A 24,309-nucleotide genomic window follows, 5' to 3' on the forward strand; every position below is an offset into this window, starting at 1 on the left:
AAATAACACAGTATGCTTTGTGCCATTTATAAAAGTAGTAAGAAAACAGAAACTTATCTGTATGTTGAAAAGCGTGACGATTTTAGTCGGGTTCCGGAGCCATTAATGGACACTTTTGGAAAGCCGCAGTTTGTCATGTTATTTAATCTTGCCGGATCAAAGAGTTTGATTCGAACCAGTAACGACAAGGTTTCCGAAGCACTGACAGAAAGTGGTTATTATTTGCAATTACCCCCAAAAACAGAAAGCCTCCTGGTGCAACACAAAGCCATGGTCAAAGGTGAGCAGGATGATTAGGGCGTCCACTTTACTTTCATTGCAGTCAATACTTCTGGCACTGTCATTGTTGGTACAACCAACTGTATTTGCGCAAAACAGCGATGGCAAAGTCAGTTTTGAGCAGTACATATCGGATTTTAAAGTAGAGGCTATGGAAAGAGGCTTTAGCCGTTCATTTTTAGATGCCAGCTTCGACGATATTCAGTTTTATCAACGGGCTGTATCCTCGGATAAAAATCAGCCGGAATTTAAACAAACCCTGGATACCTATTTACCGAAAAGATTACCAGCCTGGAAGGTTAACAAAGCGATTGAGTTACACCAGACACACGCGGAATTATTGGCGCAGGTCAGTGAAAAATACGGTGTGCAGTCGCGCTTTATTGTGGCGCTTTGGGGAGTAGAGAGTAACTTTGGTAAATTAACTGGTGGATATCCGGTATTGTCCGCTTTAGCGACGCTGGCCTATGAAGGCCGCCGTGAGGCCCTTTTCAGAAAGCAGTTATATGCGGCGCTGACCATCTTACATGAAGGCCATATCCAAAAAGCTGATTTTAAAGGCTCATGGGCCGGCGCGATGGGACAGAGTCAGTTTATGCCTACATCATTTTTAAATTATGCTCAGGATTTTGATGGTGATGGTAAGAAAGATATCTGGAACAACACCCAGGATGTGTTTGCGTCTATCGCTAATTTTTTGGCCACTGAAGGTTGGGATAATACCAGTACCTGGGGGCGTCAGGTTAAATTACCCGCTGGATTTAATTACAAATTAACGGGGCTGAAACGAGACAAAATGAAACCCTTACGTGAGTGGCAGACCCTTGGGGTCAGACGCATGGACGGACGGGATTTACCTGAAAGGGAACTGATGGCATCGTTGATTATGCCGGATGATGAAAAAGGGCGCATCTATCTGGTGTACGAGAACTTTCATACACTGATGGGTTGGAACCGCTCGACGTATTTTGGTGCCTCTGTCGGCCACCTGGCAGATCGAATAAAGCTGGGACGATGAAACTATGGAGACAGTGACACAATACCAACATCGTTTTACAGACGGTAAACCCTGTCTTTTACAACCAGGAAAAGTGGTGTGTGTAGGGCGCAACTATGCCGATCACATCGCTGAACTAAGCAATGCGGTACCAAAAGAGCCATTATTGTTTATCAAAGCAAATAATAGTCTGACGTCATTTCACGATGTCATTCACATTCCGGAAACTGGTGAGTGTCACAACGAACTTGAATTGGCCTTTTTGTTGGGAAAACCGCTGCGCAATGCAGATGTTTCGCAAGTATATGACGCCATTGCAGGCGTGGGCCTGGCACTGGATTTAACGTTACGAGATAAACAAAGCGAACTCAAAGCCAATGGTCATCCGTGGGAAAGAGCAAAAGCATTCGATGGCAGTTGTCCTGTGAGCGAATTCATGCCTGTGTCTGCGGATACATTAAACACGGCTTTTCAGTTCCAACTTGAAGTAAATGGACATTGTCGCCAGCAGGGAGATTCATCCAATATGTTGTGGCAGTGGCCAGAATTGCTGGCCCATGTTTCACAAACCTTTACGCTTTTTCCCGGTGACATTGTGCTAACCGGCACGCCTAAAGGGGTTGGTCCACTGGTGTCTGGTGACCAGATTAAAGCTTCTCTGCACAACATGTTAACCTGTGAAGCCACAGTGAAGCAGGGGAGTACACTGTAAAATGCCGGCCTTTTGGGAAGAGAAATCATTATCAGAAATGACCCGTCAGGAATGGGAATCTCTCTGTGACGGATGTGGCAAATGTTGTCTGCACAAGTTTATTGATGATGACGCCGTTGAAACCCCGGAAACCACGGATGTGCTGGAAGAGGGTGAGTCGGTTGAATTTACCAATATTGTCTGCGATTACCTCAATACCAAAACCTGTTCCTGTACGCAGTATGATAACAGAACAGAACTGGTGCCTGATTGCGTGCAACTTACGAAAGATAATTTGCGCGATATTTTTTATATGCCCACCAGTTGCAGTTATCGACGCCTGCATGAAGGCCGTGGCTTACCAGCCTGGCATCCTCTGTTAAATCGCAATAAGAAAACCGCGATGCACAAGGCCGGAATGTCGGTGCGGGGTAAGACGGTGTTTGAACATCAGGTGGATGCAGAAAAGTACGAAGACTATATCGTACTATGGCCATTGCAAGACACAGATTAATACCTGAATAACCGTTTTTGCCATTAATGCGCATTTTTTTTTGATAAACAGGTGATAAAAACCGCATACTTTTAATTGTTGCGGTTATACGAAAAATGTTACCAGGCGTATCCTAAGCGCAATTGATTTTTCTTTTTCTGTGTTAGTGTTGCTTCATAGTCAGAAGTGCGGGATCATCCCTGATCCCTTATAACAAGCGTGTTTAAGTGTGTTTTTAGCGTGTTCCATAAGGTACAGACAGCTCAAAAATCAAAATCCTCTATCAAAAAAAATATATTTTTTTAATTGCTAAAAAGTGTTTGTTTTCCGCCTTTTATCTGTCTATAAATAAATAGCGCGGATGGGGTTTCCCCCTGTGCGCAGGAAAATAAATCCACAAAAATCACATACACAATGGCTCTGTCATAGAGCTTAAACACTTAGAATAAATTGGAACACAGCTATGAACAGTCAACTATCAAAACTAAGCAAATGCATTCGTTTTGTGACAATGTCTTCATTGGCAGCGTCAATCACTGCAGTACCTGCAGTTATGGCTCAAGAATCAGGTGAAAACGCAGACGCCAGCGTTGAGAAAATCGCCGTTGTTGGTACACGTTCAGCACCGCGCTCAGTGGGTGAGTCAGCCGTACCCGTAGATATTATTTCAGAAGAAGAATTCCGTAATCAGGGCTCCACAGACATGGTTTCCATGATGCAGGCGGCAGTACCTTCTTTCAACGTTAATGAACAGCCTATTAACGATGCGTCAACCCTGGTTCGTCCTGCTAACTTACGTGGTATGGCTTCTGACCATACCCTGGTTTTGTTAAACGGTAAGCGTCGTCACCGTTCTTCGGTTATCACCTTCCTGGGTGGTGGCTTATCTGATGGTGCTCAGGGGCCGGATATTTCCGTTATCCCTTCCATTGCCCTTAAGCAGGTGGAAGTATTGCGTGATGGTGCGGCAGCACAATATGGTTCTGATGCTATCGCGGGTGTTATCAACTTCGCACTGAAAGAAGACTCCGAAGGCGGTAGCCTTGAGGCGCGTTACGGCTCTTATTATGAAGGCGACGGAGACATGATGATGATCTCCGGTAACGTTGGCCTGCCATTTACCAAAGATGGCTTCTTAAACATGAGTTATGAATACCGTGAAGCTGATGACACGTCGCGCAGTGTGCAGCGTGATGATGCCGCAGGCTTGATTGCTGGTGGTAACACCAATGTTGCCGACCCTGCCCAAATCTGGGGTAACCCGGAAGTTAGTGGTGATATTAAGTTTATTTTTAACGCGGGTATCGAGTTAAACAATACCGATTCAGCTTATTTCTTTGGTAACTATGCAGAGCGCGAAGTGGACGGTGGTTTCTATTATCGTAACCCACATAATCGCGGCGGTGTATATGATGGTGGCACCAACGCTGATGGTGAACAGCTTTTATTGGTCGCTGATTTGACAGGTGATATGTCAGGAAACTGTCCGACTGATATCGTAGTGGGTGACAATGTTTTGGATAACCCGCGTTATCAAAGCGAAGTGGCCAATAACCCTGATTGTTTCGCATTTAACGAACTTTTCCCAGGCGGCTTCACTCCGCGCTTTGGTGGTAAAATTCAGGATGCGTCTTTGGTCGTTGGTACCAAGGGTGAATTTGGCGATGAAATTAACTATGACATCAGTGCTTACGTGGGCATGAACGAAGTTGATTTCTCTATTCGCAATACTGTTAACCCTTCTTTGGGTCCAGATACGCCAACCGAATTTAGCCCAGGCCGTTATATTCAGTCAGAGCAAAGTTTCAACATTGACTTAAATAAATCGTTTGATGTTGGTATGGCTGAGCCACTGTTTCTTGCCGGTGGTGTTGAATATCGCAATGAATCATACGAATCCATCGCCGGTGATGCGAAGTCTTATGAAGTAGGTCCTTTGGCTGCTCAGGGCTTTGGTATCGGCTCCAACGGTTTCCCTGGTCTGGCTGCCAGATTCCAGGGTAAAGAAAGCCGTAACAGTATTGCCATGTACCTGGATTCAGAAATGTATCTGACAGAAGACTTCATGGTTGGCGCTGCTATCCGTTTTGAAGACTTCTCTGACTTTGGTAATACCACGAAAGGTAAAGTGTCTGCTCGCTGGCAGATGACCGATGACTGGGCATTACGTGGTGCGGTGGCGACTGGCTTTAAAGCACCAACAATTGGTCAAAGTAACGTGCGTAACGTAACAACAGCGTTCTCACCGGCTGGATTGGTTGACCGTGCAACATTGCCGCCTTCGGATCCAATTGCACAGCAAAAAGGTGCAACAGAACTACAACCAGAAGAAAGCACCAGCTTTAGCTTCGGTGTTGTTGGTCAACTGGACAACGGTTTGTTCGTGACAATGGATTACTACAACATTGAACTGGAAGACCGTCTAAGTACAACTTCCGGTTTGCAGTTATCTGATGCTGATATTGCCGCTCTGCTTGCTGCCGGTGTAACTGACGCCAGTAGCTTCAGTGAGGTTAGCTTCTTTACGAATGACTTTACCACTACCACTCAGGGTGTGGATTTAGTGGCTAACTACACCATGGAAATGCTGGGTGGTGACACAGTATTTTCTTTGGCCTACAACTGGACGAAAACTGAAGTTGACTCGGTGAAAGCGTTCAACCTGGCCACCGGTGGTGTGAGAGAAGTAAGCCCAAGTGAAATCGATAACATTGGTGACGATGAAACTGTTAACATTTCAGCTGATCGAATTCACATGTTAGAAGATAACTTGCCAGCAGTGCGTTATAGCCTGACAGCAAATCATACTAACGGTGACTGGAGAGTGATGGGCCGCCTGAACTATTTCGGTAGCATCTTTGAAGACCACCTTGATTCTGGCCTACCTATCGACAACATCGGTTCTGAAGTAACCGTTGATTTGGAGTTGGGTTATACAGTAAACGATTCACTGACACTGATTCTTGGTGCCAAGAATGCGTTTGACGAGTATCCAGATGAAAACCTGGCGTGGGATACTGAAGTGGCAGGTGCACAATACCCAGTTACTTCGCCCATTGGTATCAACGGTGGTTTTTACTACTTGAGAGCCTTATACAATTTCTAATATAGTGTCCTCCCTGACACTGAAATGAATGGGGGCCTGTGCCCCCATTTTATTGACAACCATTTTCAGTTTATTGCTATGACAATGCGTTTTGAGTTATAGCAATAGGTTGCAAGATACATTTAAAGATATGGCCAAACCCTCAAACATTACTGACGTATTTCTCAAGTATCGCTCCCAATTAAAGCGAGCGGTAAGTGGGATTGTAAGTTCTGATGAAGTGGATGACATTGTCCAGGAAACCTGGCTGCGTAGCTATGAAGCAGAATTGAAGCAGGAAATTCAGTTTGAAAAAACCTATATGCTGAAAACTGCACGGAACCTTGCGCTCAATCACGTCTCTAAAGCTTCTGAAAAGCACAACTTTTCCATGGAAGAGTTGGACGAGCAGGATGCTATTTTCGCCGGCATGCAACTGGAACGGCAGGTGGAAAGCAAAGAGCGTTTTTTGCATTTTTGTCGCGCTACTGACCATTTATCGCCAGAAGTAAAACGCGTGTTTTTATTGAAAAAGGTCTATGAATTGAGTCAAAGGGAAATTGCTGATTATTTGCAGATCAGTGAAAGTACCGTGGAAAAGCACGTTGCCAAAGGTTTACATCAATGTGCGAATTATTTGAAAACTAACCAGGCCACGGGCAGTGGCCGTAAAGATGAGAAGTCTGAAAAAGGAAAGCGAAGTGACCCCAAAAACAATCTTTCCAGCCTGTTCGGACGTGGTAAATAAGTTATGAATAAAGTGACCCCACTTATTTCTAAAGAGCAAATCCAGGAACAAGCCTGTGAATGGATTAGCCGGATAGATCGAGGTTTAGAAGATCGGGAGCGCAATCAGTTGCAGCTTTGGATTAAACAAAGTGATAATCATCAGAGTTCGCTGTTTGAAATGGCGGCTCTGTGGGATGATCTCAGTGTTATGCATGAACTCAGTGGATTGTTTCCCTTAGCTGAAAAATCGAATGCTGACGCCCAACAGAGTCGGGTATTCTTGAGTCGGCCCTTTATGGCTACCGCGGCCAGCTTTGCATTGCTATGCTCAATTATGTTTATGTGGATGCAGTGGCAACCCCAGTCCGATATTCCACAGCAAGTACAGGCGCAAAGTCAGGTACATGAAACCTCAGTAGGTGAACAAAAAACGATTGCTCTTGGAGATGGCTCATTAATAGCGCTGAATACTAACAGTGCGGTGGAAGTAAACCTGGGAGATAAAGTGCGCAGCATTAAAATACTCTCAGGAGAGGCTCACTTTGAAGTTGCACCCGATGCGAACCGGCCTTTTGTGGTTGCTGCGGGGCAAAACAAAGTAACGGCTATTGGTACGGCGTTTAATGTTCAATTGTTGGAAAACAAACGGTTTGAGTTGTTGGTAACGGAAGGCAAGGTATTGGTTTCTGAAATTAATCAGTCAATGCCGGATGATATTCACAAACTAAAAACAGATGATTTTAGCGCACTGGGTACCATCATGGTGTCTGGTGATACTGCGGTATTCGACGGGTTTTTCTCTGAACCTATGATCAGATTGTCGCTGGATCAGGTTCAGCGCAACTTGTCCTGGCAACAGGGCATGCTGGTCTTTCAGGGCGAAAGTCTGGAATATGCCATTGCCGAAATGAATCGCTATACTGCGAAACAATTTGTACTTAAGGACGAAGTGATAAAAGCCCGGCGCGTAGCAGGTTACTTTAAAGTGGGAGACACGGAAGGCTTGTTACACGCACTGCAAAACAACTTTGCGATTGAGCATGAGGTTGTGGGGGGTGTTATCTATTTAAATGCGGCGCAATCGCATTAATTAGCAAGCGTTTTCTAAGTTTTTTTGGTAATGTGCCAGCCATAAAAACGAAAAAAATAATTAAAATTGCCAGTATCCGGGAACGCAAATAAAAACTGTTATGAAGTATCGGGAGCTATTGTGTCAGGCTTCATAGCGGCTTTCGCCCGGATAAGAGTGGTACTTTACTCGCTGTGGTTCCTCTTAACGATTGTAATATCCGCTGCCGCAGGGGCAGAAGATAAGATTTTATTTAATATTCCTGCATTACCCGCACATGAAGCGTTAACTGAATTCGCATTACAAGCTAACACCACATTACTCTTTCCGTATGAGCTTGCTGAGCAAGAGCGCACCAATGCATTACAAGGCGAATACACCATCGAGCTGGGCATAGTGAAGCTCCTTGAAGGCACCGGGTTATATCCGGTGACCGATGTTCACGGGCAACTCAGTGTACGGCCAATCAGGCATGTGCCGGCCAGGTACGCAACCGCCAGACCCTTGTTAAACAGCGAACTTGAAACCGAGCGCTCCAGTTACAAAGTTGAGTTGCAGGAAACCTACATTGAAAAAATCGCCATCGTAGGTACGCGCACCAGCCCGCGTAATGCAATTGAATCGTCTGTGCCTCTGGATGTGATATCTGCCGCTGATATGCGCCGTCAGGGCAATACCGATATGTTGTCAATGTTGTCTAAGTTGATCCCGTCTTTCAACGTCAATGACCAGCCAATCAATGACGCCTCAACACTTATCCGTCCGGCAAATCTGCGGGGCATGGCTTCTGATCACACTCTGGTATTGATTAATGGCAAACGCCGCCATCGCTCTGCTGTTATCACGTTTCTGGGAGGCGGCTTGTCGGATGGCGCGCAAGGGCCTGACATTGCTGCAATCCCCATATCCGGCATTAAACAGGTTGGTGTATTGCGGGACGGAGCATCCGCACAATATGGCTCAGATGCCATTGCCGGGGTTTTGAACTTCACTCTTAAGGATGACAGCGAAGGAGGCATGTTTGAAAGTCGTGTTGCGCAATATTACGAAGGAGATGGCCAGGCACTGCAATTACTGGCCAGTCGAGGCTTTTCTGTGGGGGAAAATGGGTTTTTAAACTTAAGTGCCGAGTCAGTTCACAAAGAACCCACAAGTCGAAGCACACAAAGGCAAGACGCCGGTTTTTTGGCTGAAAACGGTTTGCCAGTAGCTGATCCCGCGCAAATTTGGGGCACACCGAAAACTTATTACGACGTTAAGGCAATGGCTAATTTGGGTATTGAGCTCGATGCTGAAAATCAATTTTACAGCTTTGCGAATATTGCTAAACGGAAGATAGAAGGCGGTTTTTTTTACAGAAATCCGCAGACCCGTTCGGGTGTCAATGCGATTCCTATTTTTGATGATGGCGACGTTACTGATGGCACGAATAACGAGTTTTTAACGCCTTCTGCCTACCGCTGGATCGTATTAGATTTAACCCCGGATGATGGTATGGCTTGTCCGCAACTGACCTATCAGGGGGATACGGTACTGCACTTAACACCTGAGTATCAGCAGGTGTTCGATGATCCGAATTGTTTTGCGTTCAACGAAATGTTCCCGGCGGGATTTACTCCTCAGTTTGGGGGCATTGTGGAAGATGGGTTTTGGGCTGCCGGTTTCACAGGAACTTTGTCAGGTGGTTGGGAATACGATATGAGTGCGGCACTGGGTTATTCGTCAGTGGATTATTTTCTCAGTCAGTCGGTTAACCCATCACTGGGACCCGACTCTCCGACCTCATTTAATCCTGGAGGGGCCAGACAAATCGAAAGGAGTGTTAACCTCGATCTAAAGAAATCCCTTGTTGTGGGTTGGTTTGATGAACTCAACCTTGCCACGGGGTTAGAATGGCGTCGGGAAACTTACCGTCAGGTTGCCGGGGATTATGCGTCATGGGTGACCGGACCTTATGCATTGACCGCCGAGACACGACAAGCTACCGGGTTAACTATTGGCTCCAATGGATTTCCTGGCTATCGTCCGGAATCTCAGGGCAGTTGGTCTCGCGGAAACTGGGCGGCTTATCTGGAACTCGAATCCTGGCTCAATGAAAATTTGCTGATTAATACGGCAGTGCGCTATGAAGATTACACTGACTTTGGAAATACCCTTGACGGGAAGTTGTCTTTTTTGGCACAACTGGATAGTTCGTTTGGGTTGCGCGGCTCGATAAACAGTGGCTTTAAAGCCCCCACAGTGGGACAAAGCAATGTGATTAATGTCACGACAGCATTTTACAATAATCAACTGCAGGACCAGGCGACCTTACCGCCAACACACCCCATCAGCCAACAGGTAGGAGCTACTCCGCTTGAGCCTGAAGAGTCAGTTAACGTGAGTTTTGGTTTGGTGGGACAATTTGCGAAACAGTTTTTCATTACCCTGGACTATTTTCAGATCAACCTGAAAGAACGTATCAGCACCACATCTGGTATTGCTCTGACCAATGAGGATTTGGCGGCGTTGGTCAGTCAGGGCATTGAGGACGCTGACCGTTTTTCTTCCATCAAGTTTTTTACCAATGATTTTGATACTCAAACGCGTGGCGTCGATTGGGTCATGAATTATGTCACCGATATTGAAGGGGTTCAGACGCAGTTTTCATTTAACTACAACTGGACCCAAACGGATGTGGAGCGCGTATCTTTATATACCAGAGCAGATATTAATGGCGATCTGGTGACGCAAGCCAACCTGACCGAGCAGCGCATTCGCATGATAGAGCAGAATATTCCCAGGCACAGAGCCTCACTGGCTATCAGCCAGACCTGGGATGATTTTAACACCTTACTGCGTTTTAATTATTACTCGGGTTACTACGAAGACCATCTTGATGCCTCCTCGGGGTTTGACATTTATGCTGGCTCTGAAGTCACAGTGGATATTGAGTTTGGTTATCAGTTTTCGCCCTCCTGGTCGTTGGTGGCTGGAGCGAATAATTTGCTGGATAATCGTCCTGACAGCAATCCCTGGTCAGGCAGAGCCGGGGCGTTATATCCCTCAACGTCCCCTATGGGTATTAACGGTGGGCTGTGGTACGGGCGTTTACTCTATCAATTTTGATGTTGTGAGATGAATTGCGCCAGCGCCTTATCTTCATAGTGGTCACTGGCGGCTAATCTTTCCCGTGTTTTAATTTGATCTGCTTCACTGCGATGTTGCCCAAGCTTAAACTTACCCTGCAGGTTACTCACTGAAATATGAAAGCTCACAATGGCCTTGCTGAGCCTATCGATATAGGCGTCATTATACACTGACTGGTGTTCTGTATGGTCAGGTTCGTAATGACTCAGCATACGCAATGCCACCAGTCGGTTTTGCTCTTCCGGTAGTCGGGCGATTGTGCCTGTTACATGCACTGTTGTGTAATTCCAGGTGGGCACAGCCGGGCCTTTTTCGTAATCGAGTCCGGAAATATAGGCGTGTGGTCCGGTAAAAATGCATAGAGCTTCACGACCATCAAAGCATTTGTAGTGAGGGTTGGCCCGGGCGACATGCCCCTCTAGCAGCAGTGTACCATTCTGGTTTTCTATCAGCGTTAACGGCACGTGGGTGGCTTGCAATGGCTCAGTGGTTGTTATGCTGGCAAAGGGATATGCCCGAATAAAATTCAGGCTTTGCGAGAGCTCTACGTTAAACGGTTTTGGGATATACATACTAAAAGCGCTTTTGCACAATAAGGCGTGGGATCAACATCGCGATTAACATCAGACTGTACAAACCAAACAGGATTATCATCCACTGCGGCATGGAAAAATGCAGGAACTGCCAGTCGATATTGCCACAATCTCCGGTGGCTGCAAAAAACGCGGGTAGCAACTCGTGCAGGGGCAAAAACGATGGGAAGTTAGGGACAATCTCACAGGAGGCGAAAAAGGGGTTAGGGTCCATCTGAATATCAACATGCTCTATGGCGATTAGTAACCCCCAAATTGCCGACAACCCCCAAAGCATAAAGCCAAACAGTCGGGTGGCGAAATGGTTGTAAATGAACGGCACCAAACCTGCGATAAGAATACCCAACATGGCGGTGCGTTGATAGATGCACATTATACAGGGGGCTAATCCCATAGAATATTGAAAAAATAGCGCGGTAATTTCAAACCCCAGGGCGCTTAGCCATAACGCACCCCAGGCACTTTTTTCATCGGGGAATTTGCTCAGTAGTTCCAGCACGGTCATTTCTCGTTATTTTTTGCGGTATTATAAGGGGCTACGTAAAAAAAAAGCACCTGTTAAAAGGTGCTTTTAGTAATAAAATATGTACTGGTGCTAATGTCCGGACACTTCACCCAATTCAGCGGAGTGATGGCTAATCCAACCCATTTCATAAAACCAGTCGGTCATATCGTACAAATTAAAGTAAACCGCTAACAGGCCAACAATCGTTAACACAACAGTGTAAGGCAACGCCATATACACCATCTTACCATAGGAAAGGCGCAGCAGTGGTGCCAGCGCTGATGTTAGCAGAAACAGGAAGGCGGCCTGGCCGTTAGGCGTCGCAACACTGGGTAAGTTGGTACCGGTGTTGATTGCCACTGCCAGCATGTCGTATTGGTCACGGGTAATTTCACCTGCTTTAAGAGCGTTGCCCACTTCGGTTATATATACCGAACCGACGAATACGTTGTCACTGACCATGGAGAGAACCCCGTTAGCCATATAAAACACCAGAAGTTGAGTTTTCCCTTCGAAGGTCAAAACCCACTGAATAACCGGGATAAATAGTTTTTGGTCGATAATGACCGCTACAATCCCGAAAAACACACAAAGCAGGGCGGTAAATGGCAGCGCTTCTTCAAAGGCATGGCCAATAGCGTGTTCTTCGATAACACCACAAAAAGCGGTAGCAAGCACGATAATGGACAAACCAATCAGACCTACTGCTGCCAGGTGCATACCCAGACCGATGACTAGCCACACCGCAATAATGGATTGAATAAACAGTTTCGCCCGGTCTTTATCTGTACGTTGTTCATCCAGGTGAGTACTGTAACTGACCAGGATTTCCCGGACCGCAGGTGACAACTGTGCACCGTAGCTAAATACTTTCGTTTTTTCCAGAATTGCGGTGGTTAACAGACCAAAAATAAACACCGGGATAGTGACCGGGCTCATGCGGATAAAGAATTCCAGGAAGCCCCAGCTCGCTTGCTGAGCAATGATCAAGTTTTGTGGCTCACCCACCATAGTCATAACGCCTCCCAGAGCAGTACCAACTGCGGCGTGCATCATCAGGTTGCGTAAAAATGCTCTGAAGTCTTCTAAATCATTACGGGTTGGATGATGCAGTCCGTCGTCATCTGTGTGGTCATGATCATGGTGAAAGGATTTTCCAGACGCGACTTTGTGATAGATAGAATAAAACCCGGTGGCCACTGCAATGATTACAGCGACAACGGTTAGCGCATCGAGGAAGGCTGATAAAATCGCAGAAGAGGCACAAAATGCCATTGAAAGTGCGACTTTACTTTCCAGATTAATGAGTAATTTAGTGAAGACGTGCAATAGCAGGTCTTTCATAAAGTATATGCCTGCCACCATAAACACCAAAAGTAATACCACCTCGATGTTGAGAATGATTTCATGGCGCATCATGTCAGGTGATGTCATTCCTATGGCTAAGGCTTCCAGCAACAACAGGCCGCCGGGTTGCAATGGATAGCATTTTAATGCCATCGCTAAAGTAAAAATAAATTGTAATACCAGTGCCCATCCAGCAATGTATGGATTCATACTAAACAGAAAGGGATTGATAACGAGAAACGCAATAATGGCCTTTTTATACCAGTCCGGGGCGTTACCCAGGAAGTTTTGGTACAGAGACTGAAGCAGATTTTGGGGCATTGAAACCGTTCCTTTTTTCATACTAAAAAGTTGATACCTGTTTTAGAGGTTGCCACGCAAAATTGCAAGCGATAAAACCTCTGAGCACCCAGTTTAATGTTTAATTAGCTGGTTTTTAAACAAAAAGTGTGAATTTTCGCTTTCTGTATAACCCGGTAAATAGCGCACAAATTTTCTACAGGGCAGGGCTAATCACTGCGAAATATGGGGGTTTTGGGTGGTTTACTTAAATTGCATGTTGATTCGCTGTGCATTCATTGTTAGCTTTAGCATATTAACTGGTATAACCTGTATCAGGCGCCAGGGAAAACAACGCCTTCCGGTTCAAATGAATCTAAAATGAGCAACATTATTTAATTCATGATTTGGTCGGTTAACTGATAACCGGTTGGTAATAAACGCCATAATAATAATTAGTGAGCGAGCTGAATGATTTACAAAGCGCAAAGCCCGGCAGGGTTCGCAGAAGAATACATTGTTGAATCAATATGGAGTGGACGTTTTCCACCCGGCACAATTTTGCCGGCCGAGAGAGAATTATCAGAGTTAATTGGCGTAACCCGCACAACCTTAAGAGAAGTATTACAACGTCTTGCCAGAGACGGTTGGTTGACGATTCAGCACGGCAAACCTACGCGCGTCAATGATTTTTGGGAAACCTGTGGACTCAACATATTGGAGGCGCTGGCAAGGCTAAATGAAGATGGCATCCCCAAATTGGTGGATGATTTGTTGGCGGCAAGAACCAATGTAACCAACCTCTTTATCCGCGCTGCGATTAAGAATGCCAGTGACAAGGTTGTGGCGTTACTTGAACCTCATTTGCGCCGGTCTGAAGAGATTATGGCTGGTGATGGCAAGTCTTTCGCTATTCTGGATTATCAGTTAACCCATGACCTGGCGTTAGCGTCTGATAATAAAGTGTATGTTCTTATGATGAATGGGTTTAAAGGTTTATACTCCCGCATAGGTGGCTTTTACTTTGACAGACCAAAGGCCAGAGAGATCGCGCTTAATTACTATTCACAACTTCTGGAATTGGCTAAAAATGCCGACTTTGAAGGTGTTCCGGCAGTAGTGCGTCAATACGGTATTGATAGCGGCAAGTTGTGGGCTGAAGTTCGCAATGATTTGCCCGCTGGTTTAGTCGACTAGTTGCTATAATGCCTAAAACTCGCATTGAGTTTTAGGCAAACCTTTCTAAATCCTCTTTTTTGCCTCTATACTTTTTCGCGTATTCTCTTTGAAAATTTAATTAAAACAAATAGCTAGGGTGTCTTCAGGGATCTTCAGGGGTTTAGTATGCGATTTCTAAAATATGTCCTTAAACTGTGCAACATCAAATAACGAATCAACCACAAACTGAGGATTCAACAAATGACTAAACTTGAAAACATTAAATCAAAAGTAAACGATGCTGAAGAATTTGCGCGCAAGATCTGGTTAGCGGGTCTGGGTGCTTACGGTAAGAGCCTGGACGAAGTTCAAAGCAACTTTGAAAAAATGAATACTGAAGCAACTAAAGTATTCGAAGACCTGGTAAACAAAGGCGAAGCTTTAGAAACCGAAGCTAAAGGTAAGTTCAAAGAAAAAGCTAACATCGAAGCTCGTGTTGCTGAAGTTCGCAAAAAGTTGGGTTTAGACAAGCAGTCTGACGAAGACAAGATTGCTGAATTGTCTGCCAAAATTGATGCTTTGACTGACGTAGTTGCTAAGCTGTCTGCTAAGTAATTAAATCTCCTGGCGGAGACAGTGTCTCCGCCAGATCTGTTTTGCTTACCCAAAAAAGACGGGAGTGTTTCATGAGTACTGTTAAGAACGTAGAAAAGGCTGGCCGTCAGTTTTGGTTAGCGGGTTTGGGGGCGTGTTTAGTTGGTAAAGAATACGCAGTTAAAAAAATGGACGAGTTGTTCGAAGGAACAAATTCCCTGGTGAATGGCGTGCTTGCCAAAGGTGCGACAATCGAAGGTGATATTAAAACTAAATTGCAGACTGGTTTTCAGCAAGACGAGAAAATACTCGAATTGCGTGAAAAGTTGGGTCTAAACAAGGAAAGCAAACAGGACAAGATTGTACGTTTGGCCGCGAAGGTTGATGCTTTGACTGAGATCGTAGCGACGCTATCGGTTAAAACCGAACAGGCAAAAAAAGTAGCTACGAAGCCAGCGAGTGACACTCAGGGCGCAGCTGCACCTACATCTAAGCCTGCTGCAAAGCGAACTACAACGCGTAAACCCAGAGCGACTACTGCCAGAGCTACGTCTTCAAAGGCTGCAGCAAAGCCGGCTGCTCGTCGTACAACGACAAAGAAGACAACCAACAGCAAAACAGACACTGAGTAGTAGATTATCCATTAGCTCATTGTGGATAATTCCTGCAACCCTCCCTACGCGGAGGGTTTTTTGTTTCTTCTCCCCAAGACACCCATCTTTTTTACAAGACACCCAGCTTAATTTGTCTCAAACAAATTTGATATAACGCTTTAATCCGTTTTGCTGTTCATTCGGGGTTTTGGTGGATTATTTTGCTGAGATTAAAGTTTTTGGGCGGGTGATTATCTAATTTGAATTTGTGCCCCAGAAAATTGCTCGCTGAAGCATATCGAAATCAGAATTAAGGCAAAGCCGGGCCCATTGTGGAGACTCAATCTATTGAAAGCGATTAATTAATGTTGGTTTAGCCCAATAATTTTATCGCACTGTTTATATCTCTGAGCCGTTTTAGTTTGTGTCGATGCCGGTAGGCCTCCAGATAAGACTCACTGCCCGCGGCGTGGTGAAAACAATCCTCAAATTGGGTGGTGAGCTCCTGCCATTGCATCGGTGTAATGTTGATGCGCTGCAGCATCGCGGGTACAGAACCGTCAATTGCCCCTCTTTTATCCGGCGCAATGGCTCTGCCGGTGATATCCACCAGTGCCAGGTAATCGGCTAATTGAAATGGCAGGCCGTGGGGCCTGTCATCGTTGTGACTTCCGACAAAAGGTGTCAGGTATTGCGGCGTTTTACCTGCTCTGGCAGCATTGATGCGATACTGAATACTGGTATGGTCAGATTGTTCCGGCGTTTTGGCAATACCGGCCCTGATTGGGTTTAAATCCACATACGCCATGCAGGCAGCAAGTGCCGCTTCATCCAGTAAAGCCTGGGATTTAAAACGTCCCTCCCAGAAGCGACCCGTACACTCATCTTCCCTGTTGGCCTCTCTGGCAATGTATTCGTTTAACGAGCGCATAAACCAGCTGATATCGGTGAGTCGTTGTCGCCAGACTTCAATGGTTTCCTCAAGGGTAGCCATTTGAGATTCAGGCATGTGTTGTCGCTGCACAGGGTTCAGGAACTGATGACTCAGCAATGTACCTTTGTGTAACCGGTGCCAGCGGTGAATCACTTCTTCAGTATCCCAGCTGTCTGACAAGGCTTTATGGATGTGTAAAACAAGGTGAGTGTGGTTGCTCATCACGGCATAGGCACAGACATCAATGGCGAATGTCTGAGATAAAAAATGAATCCGGTCCTGAACCCACTGACGGCGGTGTTCATAGCTGATACCGGTGAGTTTGTCCTGACCACACAAATAGGCCCTGCGCACACAGCGGGAAACACAATGGTAATAGGGGGTATCTTCAAGGCTGATTTGCGCCTTCCTGGCTTTTGGCATCTGGACTCCTCCTGAGTCTGATAAGAACTGCTTCTATTTTGCACAACTCGCTGAGTTTGAAAACTGTACCTAAGTACAGTTTTGATGCCTGAAGTATTGATGGCTGTCAGGACAATTTATGGTGGCTGTCAGGACAATTTATGATGGCTGTCCCATTAATTACGTTAATTGATTAGAGGTGGAACCACCCGCTGCTCCGTTGAGGAGATAGGGGTGCGAACAGCAGGGGTTCCGAAAAGTGAGGAGTTAAGCGGGGTTTACCTGCTCTGTTGGTTCTGCTACCGGGTTTGATTCGGCCTTTTTCCGTTGCACCAGCTTGTAAAATACCGGTGTAAGAATCAGCCCAAAAACGGTCACTCCGATCATGCCTGAGAATACTGCTACGCCCATCGCCTGACGCATTTCTGCCCCCGCTCCGGTAGACAGTACCATTGGCAAGACACCCATAATAAACGCGATGGAAGTCATCAGGATTGGGCGCAGACGCAATCTGCCGGCTTCTTTGATGGCCTGAAGTGTGGTCATGCCGCGATCTTCTAATTCCTTGGCAAATTCCACTATCAGAATGGCGTTTTTCGTCGCCAAACCTACCAGTACGATAAAGCCAATTTGTGTGAAAATATTATTGTCACCGCCGGAGATGATCACACCGGTCATCGCTGAAAGCAGTGTCATGGGCACAATTAGTATGATCGCCATAGGTAAACTGAAGCTTTCATATTGTGCAGCCAGTACCAGAAACACCAACAGTACAACTAGCGGGAAAACCAGCATTGCGGTATCACCGGCCAGTATTTGCTGGTAGGTGAGATCGGTCCACTCATAGTCCATTCCCAGGGGTAATGTGTCAGCCAGAATTTGTTCAATTTTTGCCTGTGCCTGACCTGAGCTGTAACCCGGTGCAGGGGCGCCATTAATTTCGGCACTGGTGAATCCGTTGTATCGCATGACTCTGTCAGGACCGGCACTTTGCTGGACATCAATGAAAGAACCCAATGGAATCATCTCGCCTAAAGCATTGCGCACTTTTATTTGTCTGATTTGTTCCGGTTCCTGGCGGAAGTTTTCATCTGCCTGAACATTTACCTGATAGGTTCGGCCAAACTGATTAAAGTCGTTGACATAAAGAGAGCCCAGGTAAGCCTGCATCGTAGTAAACACTTCATCGATATTCACACCCTGGCTTTTAGCTTTGGTGCGATCAAGGTCTACATCGAGTTGCGGTACGTTGACCTGGTAACTACTGAATACACCGGTGAGTTCAGGGGCCGCCCAGGCTTTTTGCATTACCTGTTGGGTAACCTGATACAGCTCTTCGTAACCCAGGTTTGCTCTGTCTTCGATCTGCAGTTTAAAGCCACCAATGGTGCCCAGTCCCTGAACAGGGGGCGGTGGGAAAATCGCTATAAACGCTTCCTGAATAGACGCAAACTTCTGGTTGAGTGAACCTGCAATAGCATTCGCAGATAGTTCTGCACTTTGGCGGTTTTCAAACTCATCCAGGGTAACAAAAACGATACCGCTACTGGAACTATTGGTAAAACCGTTAATGTTGAGGCCCGGAAAGGCCACCGCAGAAACCACACCTGGGTGTTGTAAAGCGATGTCAGACATCTCCTTAATAACCGCTTCTGTACGCTCCAGGGATGCGGCATCGGGCAGTTGTGCAAAAGACACCAGATACATCTTATCCTGACCCGGTACATAACCCGTAGGAGTGTCGTTGAATTGTTGCCAGGTCAGTGCCAATAAGCCGCCGTACAACAGTAAGATGATACTACTCAAGCGGATCAGTTTGCCAATACCATTGGTATATGCAGCAGAGCCACGGTCAAATACACGATTGAAAGGTACAAACACAAATCGTTGCAATAACTTATCCATCGCCCTGGTTAACCAGTCTTTCGGGGCATTGTGCGGCTTTAACAATAAAGCCGACAGGGCAGGGCTTAGTGTCAGTGAATTAATCGCTGATATGATGGTTGATATGGTAATAGTCAGGGCAAACTGTTTGTAAAATTGGCCGGTTAAACCGGACATAAACGCTGTTGGAATAAATACCGCCATTAAAACCAGTGTCGTCGCTACTATGGGACCGGTCACCTCTTTCATGGCCTGTTTGGTGGCATCGACAGGAGATAATCCTTCTTCAATGTTTCGTTCGACATTTTCCACCACCACGATGGCATCATCCACTACAATGCCTATCGCCAGTACCAAACCAAACAGTGAGAGCGCATTTAACGAAAACCCGAGCATCTGCATCATGGCAAAAGTACCTACCAAAGACACAGGCACGGCAGCAAGAGGAATAATCGACGCGCGCCAGGTTTGCAAAAATAGTACAACCACTAATACGACCAGCAGCACGGCTTCCAGTAGTGTGTTTACTACTGCTTTGATGGAGCCTCTGACGAAAACGGTTGGATCATAAACAATGCTGTAATCCACACCGTCAGGGAAGCTTTGCTTCAGCTCGGCCATACGGGCACGCACGTCATCAGAAATTTGAATAGCATTTGAGCCTGGAGCCTGAAAGACAGGTAACGCCACAGCTGGCTTATTGTTCAGCAGTGAACGCAATGAGTAACTATTGGCACCCAACTCAATACGCGCTACGTCGCTGAGACGCGTAATAGCCCCGGTTTCACTGGTTTTGATAATAATCTCTTCGAATTCCTGCTCATTGGCCAGACGGCCTTTTAAGTTGATCAACAACTGGAACTCATTTTCTCCGGTAGGTTGTGAGCCTAATGTTCCGGCGGCGGCTTGCTGGTTTTGTTCGCGAATTGCAGCCACAATATCACCGGGATTGAGGTTCAGCGCTGCAACTTTATCCGGGTCCAGCCACACTCGCATACTGTATTCGCCTGCGCCAAACAAGCGAACACTGCCCACACCTTCAATTCGGGCTAATTCGTCTTTGACTTTTAACCGTGCATAGTTGCTCAAATACAGCATGTCATAGCGATCATCAGGTGAGGTTAAGTGCACCACCATTGTCAGGTCGGGTGACGATTTTTCCGTAACCACACCCAGACGTTGTACTTCCTGAGGCAGCCGGGGCAGGGCGCGGTCAACACGGTTTTGCACCAGGGTCGTCGCTCTGTCGGGGTCTGTGCCTATGGCAAAGGTAACAGTAAGCGTCATTCTGCCATCGGCAGTCGCCTGAGAAGACATGTAGAGCATGTCTTCTACGCCGTTAATCTCCTGTTCCAGCGGCGAGGCTACCGTTTCCGCAATAACTTTCGGGTTGGCGCCGGGGTAATTGGCAGTTACCACCACGGTTGGCGGCACTACGTCAGGGTATTCGGTAATGGGTAACTGCCACACCGATAGTGCACCGGCGATAAAAATCAGCAGTGACAATACGCCACTGAAGATGGGCCGATGAATAAAAAATTGTGACAAATTCATGTTAACCCCCAATCACAACAGTGTCTTGTTGCTGTTGCGCCAGAGTTGGGCGCTGTCGGTTTTCATCAATAATTTGTTGCATAACTTGCAAAGATTGCAGTTTGGCTTGTTCGGCCATTGGCACTTCTTCAGGCGTCACCGCTGAACCAGGGCGAACTCGCTGCAGGCCATTAACGACAATACGTTCACCCGCTTGCAGGCCCGATTTGATTATCCGCAAACCATTGACTTTCTCACCCAGAGTCACGGCACGGTATTGGACTTTATTGTCATTGTCTAACACCAAAACAAACTTGTTGCTCAGGTCGGTTCCAATGGCTTTGTCATCAATTAAAATACCGTTATAGCTGGCGCTTCCTACCAGCTTGAGTCTGGCAAATAGTCCAGGAATAAACTGTCCATCATTGTCGAACACGGCTCTGCCACGGATTGTTCCGCTGCTGGGATTCACTCTGTTGTCCAGAAAGTCGATGTGCCCCTGGTAAGGGTAATCTTTGTCGGAGGCCAGCCCCATTAACACCAGATTTTCATGCTCTCTGGAGCTGGGTCTGCTACCTTCTCTGGCCAATTTGACATAATGCAAATAGGTTTGTTCATCGGCGTCAAAGTAAGCGTAAACTTTGTCAGTCGATGCCAGGTTAGTCAGGACAGACTGACCAGCTGTTACGTAGTTTCCTTTGGTAAAGGTGGCACGGGAAACCCGGCCAGAAATTGGCGCTTCAACGCGTGTATAGCTCAAATTCAGGCGCGCCAATTCCAGCGCGGCGTCCACTGAACTGACTCGCGCTGTGGCTTGTTTTAATTGCGCGCGGCGTGAATCTGCAATTTCCTCAGAAATGGCGTTTTTAGCCAACAGATTTTCAGCGCGTTTGGCTTCTGAAATCGCCAACTCTTTTTGCGCATGAGCGTTCATCAGCTCCGCTTCCAATCGGCGAACTTCAGCTTTAAAGGGTTTGTTTTCGATAAAAAACAACGGCTCTCCGGCGGTAACAATATCGCCTTCTTCAAAGGCTACAATGTCAATATAACCAGAAACACGAGGTCGCAATTCTACGTTTTGCGGTGCTTCCAGTCGCCCGGTAAATTCATCCCACTCGGTAAGACGGTGTTCAATCACCTCGGCCACCGAAACGGAGGGTGCCGGTGGTGCGGTGTTTTCTTGTGCGTGAGTGCCGCAGGCGCTGACAACAGCAGCGGTGGTTAATGCGACAGTGACTTTTATCCAGTTGCTAACAGTCATGATAATGCTCCTCAACAAATTCTGACCGGCGCATTATGGGTCTATACTTAAAATAAAAATAATTATAAGATTGTATGCAATACATTTATTTTTGTGATGCTTTTGGCGATTGCCGGGAGAACAGTGATGCGAAATCAGGAACTGAATTTATTGATGGTTTTCGATGCCATTATGACAGAAGGCTCGATAACCCGTGCAGCTGAACGCTTGTCGATGACCCAGCCTGCGGTATCAAATGCGGTATCCAGAATGCGGGTGGTGTGGAAAGACGAATTGCTTATCAAGGAAGGGCGATCTATCAATCCGACCTTGTACGCCCGCAATCTTTGGTCACAAATTCGCGAGCCCCTGCAGGTTTTGGGTAACGCCGTTGCCCCGGAAAACTTTAATCCCGCCACCTCGAATCGAACATTCCGACTGGCAGTAGCTGACGCCATGGTGGATATAGTCTGGAAACCACTGAGAAAAATTATTGAAACCGAAGCGCCGGGTATCAATATTCATGCTATTCCATATACTATCGTTAACGGGGAACAGGTGTTGGTTGATGCTGAAGTGGACTTAGTAATTGGCACTATTACCAGTGGCGACCCCTCCATTATCAGAACCGAGTATCTGTATACGCCTAAATACGTATGCATCATGCGCCCCGGACATCCACTGGCTAAGGCAAACCTGACCGTTGAAGAATTTGCGGCTGCAGAGCATTTGTTGGTGTCTTTATCCGGTGACGTAACCGGATATACCGATCAGGTATTAGCACAGCATGGCCTGAAACGTCGTATTGCTATGACGGTGAATCACTTTTCAGCGGTGGCCGATTTGATTGCCGAGAGCGATTTAATTTCGGTGGTGCCACCAACGGCTTTAGAAAAGGCTATTTTTAGCGGTAAGCTGGCCGTTACTAAAACGCCGGTGGAAATTCAGGGGGCTCAACTTTGTAACCATTGGCATAAACGTCAGGAAAAAGACGGTGGCTTATGTTGGTTACGGCATCATGTTAGTCACATGATAAAGTCACACGCTGAACGGCATTTTGAAGAGCTTAAAAAGCGCTTTTGCGGGGCAAAAGCGGCGTAAATCTGTCGCGCAGAACAGCGCGATTAGCCCGCTTTTACCAGCCGCAATCCGGATTGACCAGACAGTAGTTGCTGCTCGCGCTTTTTCAGTAGTTTGTTGTATTTTCTGAAGGTTTTGCTTATCTGAGTGTTGCGTCTGATGTTGTCCATTTGTGGCCAGGTTGCGCGTTCCGCGCTGTCTATGAGATCCTGAATTGCGCCAACCGTTGGATTGGAGAAAATCTTGGCGATATTGCGAACACTGCGTTGCGGCAAGATGTTGATATCGCCCACGTATTGCTGTTCTATGATTGATCTTACTTTGTGAATTCCCAGTTTTAAGGCTCGGTTATCTATGGCGTTTTCAACCATATCAAAGGCGTAAATGCTGTTCACTTTCGCCAGATTAAACAGGTGGCGCTTGGTAATAGAGTACCAATCGTGAGAATGTTTTTTGTTGCGGGATAAAAAGGGCACGGCGATCGGATTTGTTTGACTAACAATACTGTGGTTTACACCATAAAGTCTTGCCAGACGCTGAAACGGCATATCGGCCATGATAGAGCCATCGCAAAACTTGCGGTTTGGAATGTAAGGTACGATTTGACCACTGGCTGTTTTAGCCCGCAGTTGCACCGGGGAATACACCATCGGTATAGCGGTTGAAGCTCTGACCGCCATCGTGATAATGGCATTTGGCGATGTTTTTTGATTCAGCAGTCGAGAATATTGGTGCAGATCAGCGGGTGACACGGTAATAGTGATCTTGCGTCCGGTCTTTTTGAAAGCTTCTTCAAAGGTCATATCACCAAACAGTTCTATCAGCGCATTTTCCAGATTGGTACTGTCCAGCAATCCGTCCTTACCAAGCCCTTGCCACACAGACCAGCTGCGAAACCTTTCAAAAATTGATTGTGCAGTAAGAACGTCTTTTAATTCGTCGTCGGTACGGGTGCCTACCAGCCCGGTGATAATCGATCCGGCACTGGCACCACTAATAATGTTGGGCATTAAGTCTTCTTCCACCAACGCTTTTACTACACCGCAGTGAAAAAAGCCTAGTCCGGCACCGCCGCTCAGCATTAGGCAGGATTTACCAAAGGCATAATAAGTTTCTTCGAAGAATGACAGTTTTTCGTAGAAGTCGATATCGTTTTCATCGGCATGATAAATCATGCTCAGGGCTTCACAGACCTCGTCGAGAAATTCCTGAATTAGGTTTTTAGTACCGATCTTGCAGTAATTATTTAACTCGGGATTGGCGATATTCCCCAAATTGCCATGGATACCTTCATGTAAAATAGACATCAGGCCGGCGGGATCGCCGTGCTGGCGGGCGAACTTAAGTCGTTCAACGCGTTTGCGTATCAGGCGATAATCATAGCCGCGATCTCGGTCTTTGGCTTTCCATTCATCAGCCCCCGAAAGCGCATCATGTGCCAGGCAGGCCTCTTTGTACTCCTGATAAGAAGATGCATGCTCAATGGCTTCTTCAATTTTACCCAGCGTCAGTGGTCTTTGCATAAATCTCGATCTACTACTTCGATATTGCACCAATATAAACTAATAATTTTAGAAAAGGCTACCAAATCCGTAAATTTCGTTAAAAATCGGTTAACAAGCCAGAAAGTGCCTCTAAAATCCGGTAAAAATGCTAACCGTTAAATGCTGTATAAGGTCTATTTTACATTCTGTA

The 24,309-nt window shown here is 46.3% G+C and carries 19 protein-coding genes; 12 read left to right on the plus strand and 7 right to left on the minus strand.

Annotation, left to right across the window (positions count from 1 at the left end; all coding sequences use genetic code 11):
- Positions 1-12 precede the first annotated feature (12 nt).
- The 8 genes from LJ740_RS18585 (at position 13) to LJ740_RS18620 (ending at position 10,451) form a co-directional block, all read left to right on the plus strand.
- Positions 13-297, plus strand: a complete 285-nt coding sequence (locus LJ740_RS18585) for a YcgL domain-containing protein (protein WP_229530634.1) — start codon at positions 13-15, stop codon at positions 295-297.
- Positions 290-1,297, plus strand: a complete 1,008-nt coding sequence (locus tag LJ740_RS18590) for a lytic murein transglycosylase (RefSeq protein WP_229530635.1) — start codon at positions 290-292, stop codon at positions 1,295-1,297. Before LJ740_RS18585 ends, LJ740_RS18590 begins: the two co-directional genes overlap by 8 nt.
- A gap of 4 nt (positions 1,298-1,301) precedes the next feature.
- Complete coding sequence (locus LJ740_RS18595) at positions 1,302-1,988, plus strand: fumarylacetoacetate hydrolase family protein (protein ID WP_229530636.1); 687 nt, start codon at positions 1,302-1,304, stop codon at positions 1,986-1,988.
- A 1-nt stretch (position 1,989) separates the two neighbouring features.
- Entirely contained in the window at positions 1,990-2,481 is a 492-nt protein-coding gene (locus tag LJ740_RS18600; protein ID WP_229530637.1) for a YcgN family cysteine cluster protein, read from the plus strand.
- A gap of 442 nt (positions 2,482-2,923) precedes the next feature.
- Positions 2,924-5,566, plus strand: a complete 2,643-nt coding sequence (locus LJ740_RS18605; RefSeq protein ID WP_229530638.1) for a TonB-dependent receptor plug domain-containing protein — start codon at positions 2,924-2,926, stop codon at positions 5,564-5,566.
- A 130-nt stretch (positions 5,567-5,696) separates the two neighbouring features.
- Entirely contained in the window at positions 5,697-6,293 is a 597-nt protein-coding gene (locus LJ740_RS18610; protein ID WP_229530639.1) for an RNA polymerase sigma factor, read from the plus strand.
- Positions 6,294-6,296: 3 nt separating this feature from the next.
- Positions 6,297-7,364, plus strand: a complete 1,068-nt coding sequence (locus tag LJ740_RS18615; protein WP_229530640.1) for a FecR family protein — start codon at positions 6,297-6,299, stop codon at positions 7,362-7,364.
- 120 nt (positions 7,365-7,484) lie between these two features.
- Positions 7,485-10,451, plus strand: coding sequence for a TonB-dependent receptor plug domain-containing protein (locus tag LJ740_RS18620; protein WP_229530641.1), 2,967 nt, complete (start codon positions 7,485-7,487; stop codon positions 10,449-10,451).
- On the opposite strand, the gene LJ740_RS18625 is transcribed toward LJ740_RS18620, so the two are convergent.
- From LJ740_RS18625 to nhaB, 3 genes are all read right to left on the minus strand, one after another.
- The gene (locus tag LJ740_RS18625) at positions 10,442-11,044 is read right to left on the minus strand and encodes an FMN-binding negative transcriptional regulator (RefSeq protein WP_229530642.1); all 603 of its coding nucleotides are present in this window, start codon (positions 11,042-11,044) and stop codon (positions 10,442-10,444) included. The genes LJ740_RS18620 and LJ740_RS18625 overlap by 10 nt on opposite strands.
- 1 nt (position 11,045) lies before the next feature.
- The gene (gene dsbB / locus LJ740_RS18630; protein WP_229530797.1) at positions 11,046-11,561 is read right to left on the minus strand and encodes a disulfide bond formation protein DsbB; all 516 of its coding nucleotides are present in this window, start codon (positions 11,559-11,561) and stop codon (positions 11,046-11,048) included.
- A gap of 99 nt (positions 11,562-11,660) precedes the next feature.
- Positions 11,661-13,238, minus strand: a complete 1,578-nt coding sequence (gene nhaB / locus LJ740_RS18635) for a sodium/proton antiporter NhaB (RefSeq protein ID WP_229530643.1) — start codon at positions 13,236-13,238, stop codon at positions 11,661-11,663.
- A 429-nt stretch (positions 13,239-13,667) separates the two neighbouring features.
- On the opposite strand from nhaB, the gene fadR reads away from it, so the two are divergent.
- From fadR to LJ740_RS18650, 3 genes are all read left to right on the plus strand, one after another.
- Positions 13,668-14,393 carry a fatty acid metabolism transcriptional regulator FadR gene (gene fadR, locus LJ740_RS18640; RefSeq protein WP_229530644.1) on the plus strand — a complete coding sequence of 242 codons (726 nt, stop codon included), beginning with the start codon at positions 13,668-13,670 and terminating at the stop codon, positions 14,391-14,393.
- Between the two features lie 222 nt (positions 14,394-14,615).
- A complete protein-coding gene (locus tag LJ740_RS18645) occupies positions 14,616-14,969 on the plus strand; it encodes a phasin family protein (protein WP_229530645.1) in 354 nt (117 codons plus the stop codon).
- A 71-nt stretch (positions 14,970-15,040) separates the two neighbouring features.
- Positions 15,041-15,580 (plus strand): hypothetical protein, encoded by a 540-nt coding sequence (locus LJ740_RS18650; protein ID WP_229530646.1) that lies wholly within the window; start codon positions 15,041-15,043, stop codon positions 15,578-15,580.
- 334 nt (positions 15,581-15,914) lie between these two features.
- On the opposite strand, the gene LJ740_RS18655 is transcribed toward LJ740_RS18650, so the two are convergent.
- The 3 genes from LJ740_RS18655 to LJ740_RS18665 form a co-directional block, all read right to left on the minus strand.
- Positions 15,915-16,898, minus strand: coding sequence for a transposase (locus LJ740_RS18655; protein WP_229530647.1), 984 nt, complete (start codon positions 16,896-16,898; stop codon positions 15,915-15,917).
- Positions 16,899-17,144: 246 nt separating this feature from the next.
- On the minus strand, positions 17,145-20,315 hold the full coding sequence (locus tag LJ740_RS18660) for an efflux RND transporter permease subunit (protein ID WP_229530648.1): 3,171 nt from the start codon (positions 20,313-20,315) through the stop codon (positions 17,145-17,147).
- A 1-nt stretch (position 20,316) separates the two neighbouring features.
- Positions 20,317-21,555, minus strand: coding sequence for an efflux RND transporter periplasmic adaptor subunit (locus LJ740_RS18665; protein WP_229530649.1), 1,239 nt, complete (start codon positions 21,553-21,555; stop codon positions 20,317-20,319).
- Between the two features lie 126 nt (positions 21,556-21,681).
- Between LJ740_RS18665 and LJ740_RS18670 the strand changes: the two genes are divergently transcribed.
- The gene (locus LJ740_RS18670) at positions 21,682-22,635 is read left to right on the plus strand and encodes a LysR family transcriptional regulator (RefSeq protein ID WP_229530650.1); all 954 of its coding nucleotides are present in this window, start codon (positions 21,682-21,684) and stop codon (positions 22,633-22,635) included.
- Positions 22,636-22,658: 23 nt separating this feature from the next.
- Here the strand turns inward: LJ740_RS18670 and LJ740_RS18675 are convergent, their stop codons facing one another.
- Positions 22,659-24,137, minus strand: a complete 1,479-nt coding sequence (locus tag LJ740_RS18675) for a DUF3336 domain-containing protein (RefSeq protein ID WP_229530651.1) — start codon at positions 24,135-24,137, stop codon at positions 22,659-22,661.
- Positions 24,138-24,309 lie beyond the last annotated feature (172 nt).

Origin of the sequence: Planctobacterium marinum, assembly GCF_020687805.1 — a bacterium.
Lineage (GTDB): Bacteria > Pseudomonadota > Gammaproteobacteria > Enterobacterales > Alteromonadaceae > Planctobacterium > Planctobacterium marinum.

Excerpts from the sequence above, each read along its gene's own strand:
- LJ740_RS18585 (WP_229530634.1), top strand. The coding sequence starts at position 13 with ATGCTTTGTGCCATTTATAAAAGTAGTAAGAAAACAGAAACTTATCTG.
- LJ740_RS18590 (WP_229530635.1), top strand. The coding sequence starts at position 290 with ATGATTAGGGCGTCCACTTTACTTTCATTGCAGTCAATACTTCTGGCA.
- LJ740_RS18595 (WP_229530636.1), top strand. The coding sequence starts at position 1,302 with ATGGAGACAGTGACACAATACCAACATCGTTTTACAGACGGTAAACCC.
- LJ740_RS18600 (WP_229530637.1), top strand. The coding sequence starts at position 1,990 with ATGCCGGCCTTTTGGGAAGAGAAATCATTATCAGAAATGACCCGTCAG.
- LJ740_RS18605 (WP_229530638.1), top strand. The coding sequence starts at position 2,924 with ATGAACAGTCAACTATCAAAACTAAGCAAATGCATTCGTTTTGTGACA.
- LJ740_RS18610 (WP_229530639.1), top strand. The coding sequence starts at position 5,697 with ATGGCCAAACCCTCAAACATTACTGACGTATTTCTCAAGTATCGCTCC.
- LJ740_RS18615 (WP_229530640.1), top strand. The coding sequence starts at position 6,297 with ATGAATAAAGTGACCCCACTTATTTCTAAAGAGCAAATCCAGGAACAA.
- LJ740_RS18625 (WP_229530642.1), bottom strand. The coding sequence starts at position 11,044 with ATGTATATCCCAAAACCGTTTAACGTAGAGCTCTCGCAAAGCCTGAAT.
- nhaB (WP_229530643.1), bottom strand. The coding sequence starts at position 13,238 with ATGCCCCAAAATCTGCTTCAGTCTCTGTACCAAAACTTCCTGGGTAAC.
- fadR (WP_229530644.1), top strand. The coding sequence starts at position 13,668 with ATGATTTACAAAGCGCAAAGCCCGGCAGGGTTCGCAGAAGAATACATT.
- LJ740_RS18645 (WP_229530645.1), top strand. The coding sequence starts at position 14,616 with ATGACTAAACTTGAAAACATTAAATCAAAAGTAAACGATGCTGAAGAA.
- LJ740_RS18650 (WP_229530646.1), top strand. The coding sequence starts at position 15,041 with ATGAGTACTGTTAAGAACGTAGAAAAGGCTGGCCGTCAGTTTTGGTTA.
- LJ740_RS18655 (WP_229530647.1), bottom strand. The coding sequence starts at position 16,898 with ATGCCAAAAGCCAGGAAGGCGCAAATCAGCCTTGAAGATACCCCCTAT.
- LJ740_RS18660 (WP_229530648.1), bottom strand. The coding sequence starts at position 20,315 with ATGAATTTGTCACAATTTTTTATTCATCGGCCCATCTTCAGTGGCGTA.
- LJ740_RS18665 (WP_229530649.1), bottom strand. The coding sequence starts at position 21,555 with ATGACTGTTAGCAACTGGATAAAAGTCACTGTCGCATTAACCACCGCT.
- LJ740_RS18670 (WP_229530650.1), top strand. The coding sequence starts at position 21,682 with ATGCGAAATCAGGAACTGAATTTATTGATGGTTTTCGATGCCATTATG.
- LJ740_RS18675 (WP_229530651.1), bottom strand. The coding sequence starts at position 24,137 with ATGCAAAGACCACTGACGCTGGGTAAAATTGAAGAAGCCATTGAGCAT.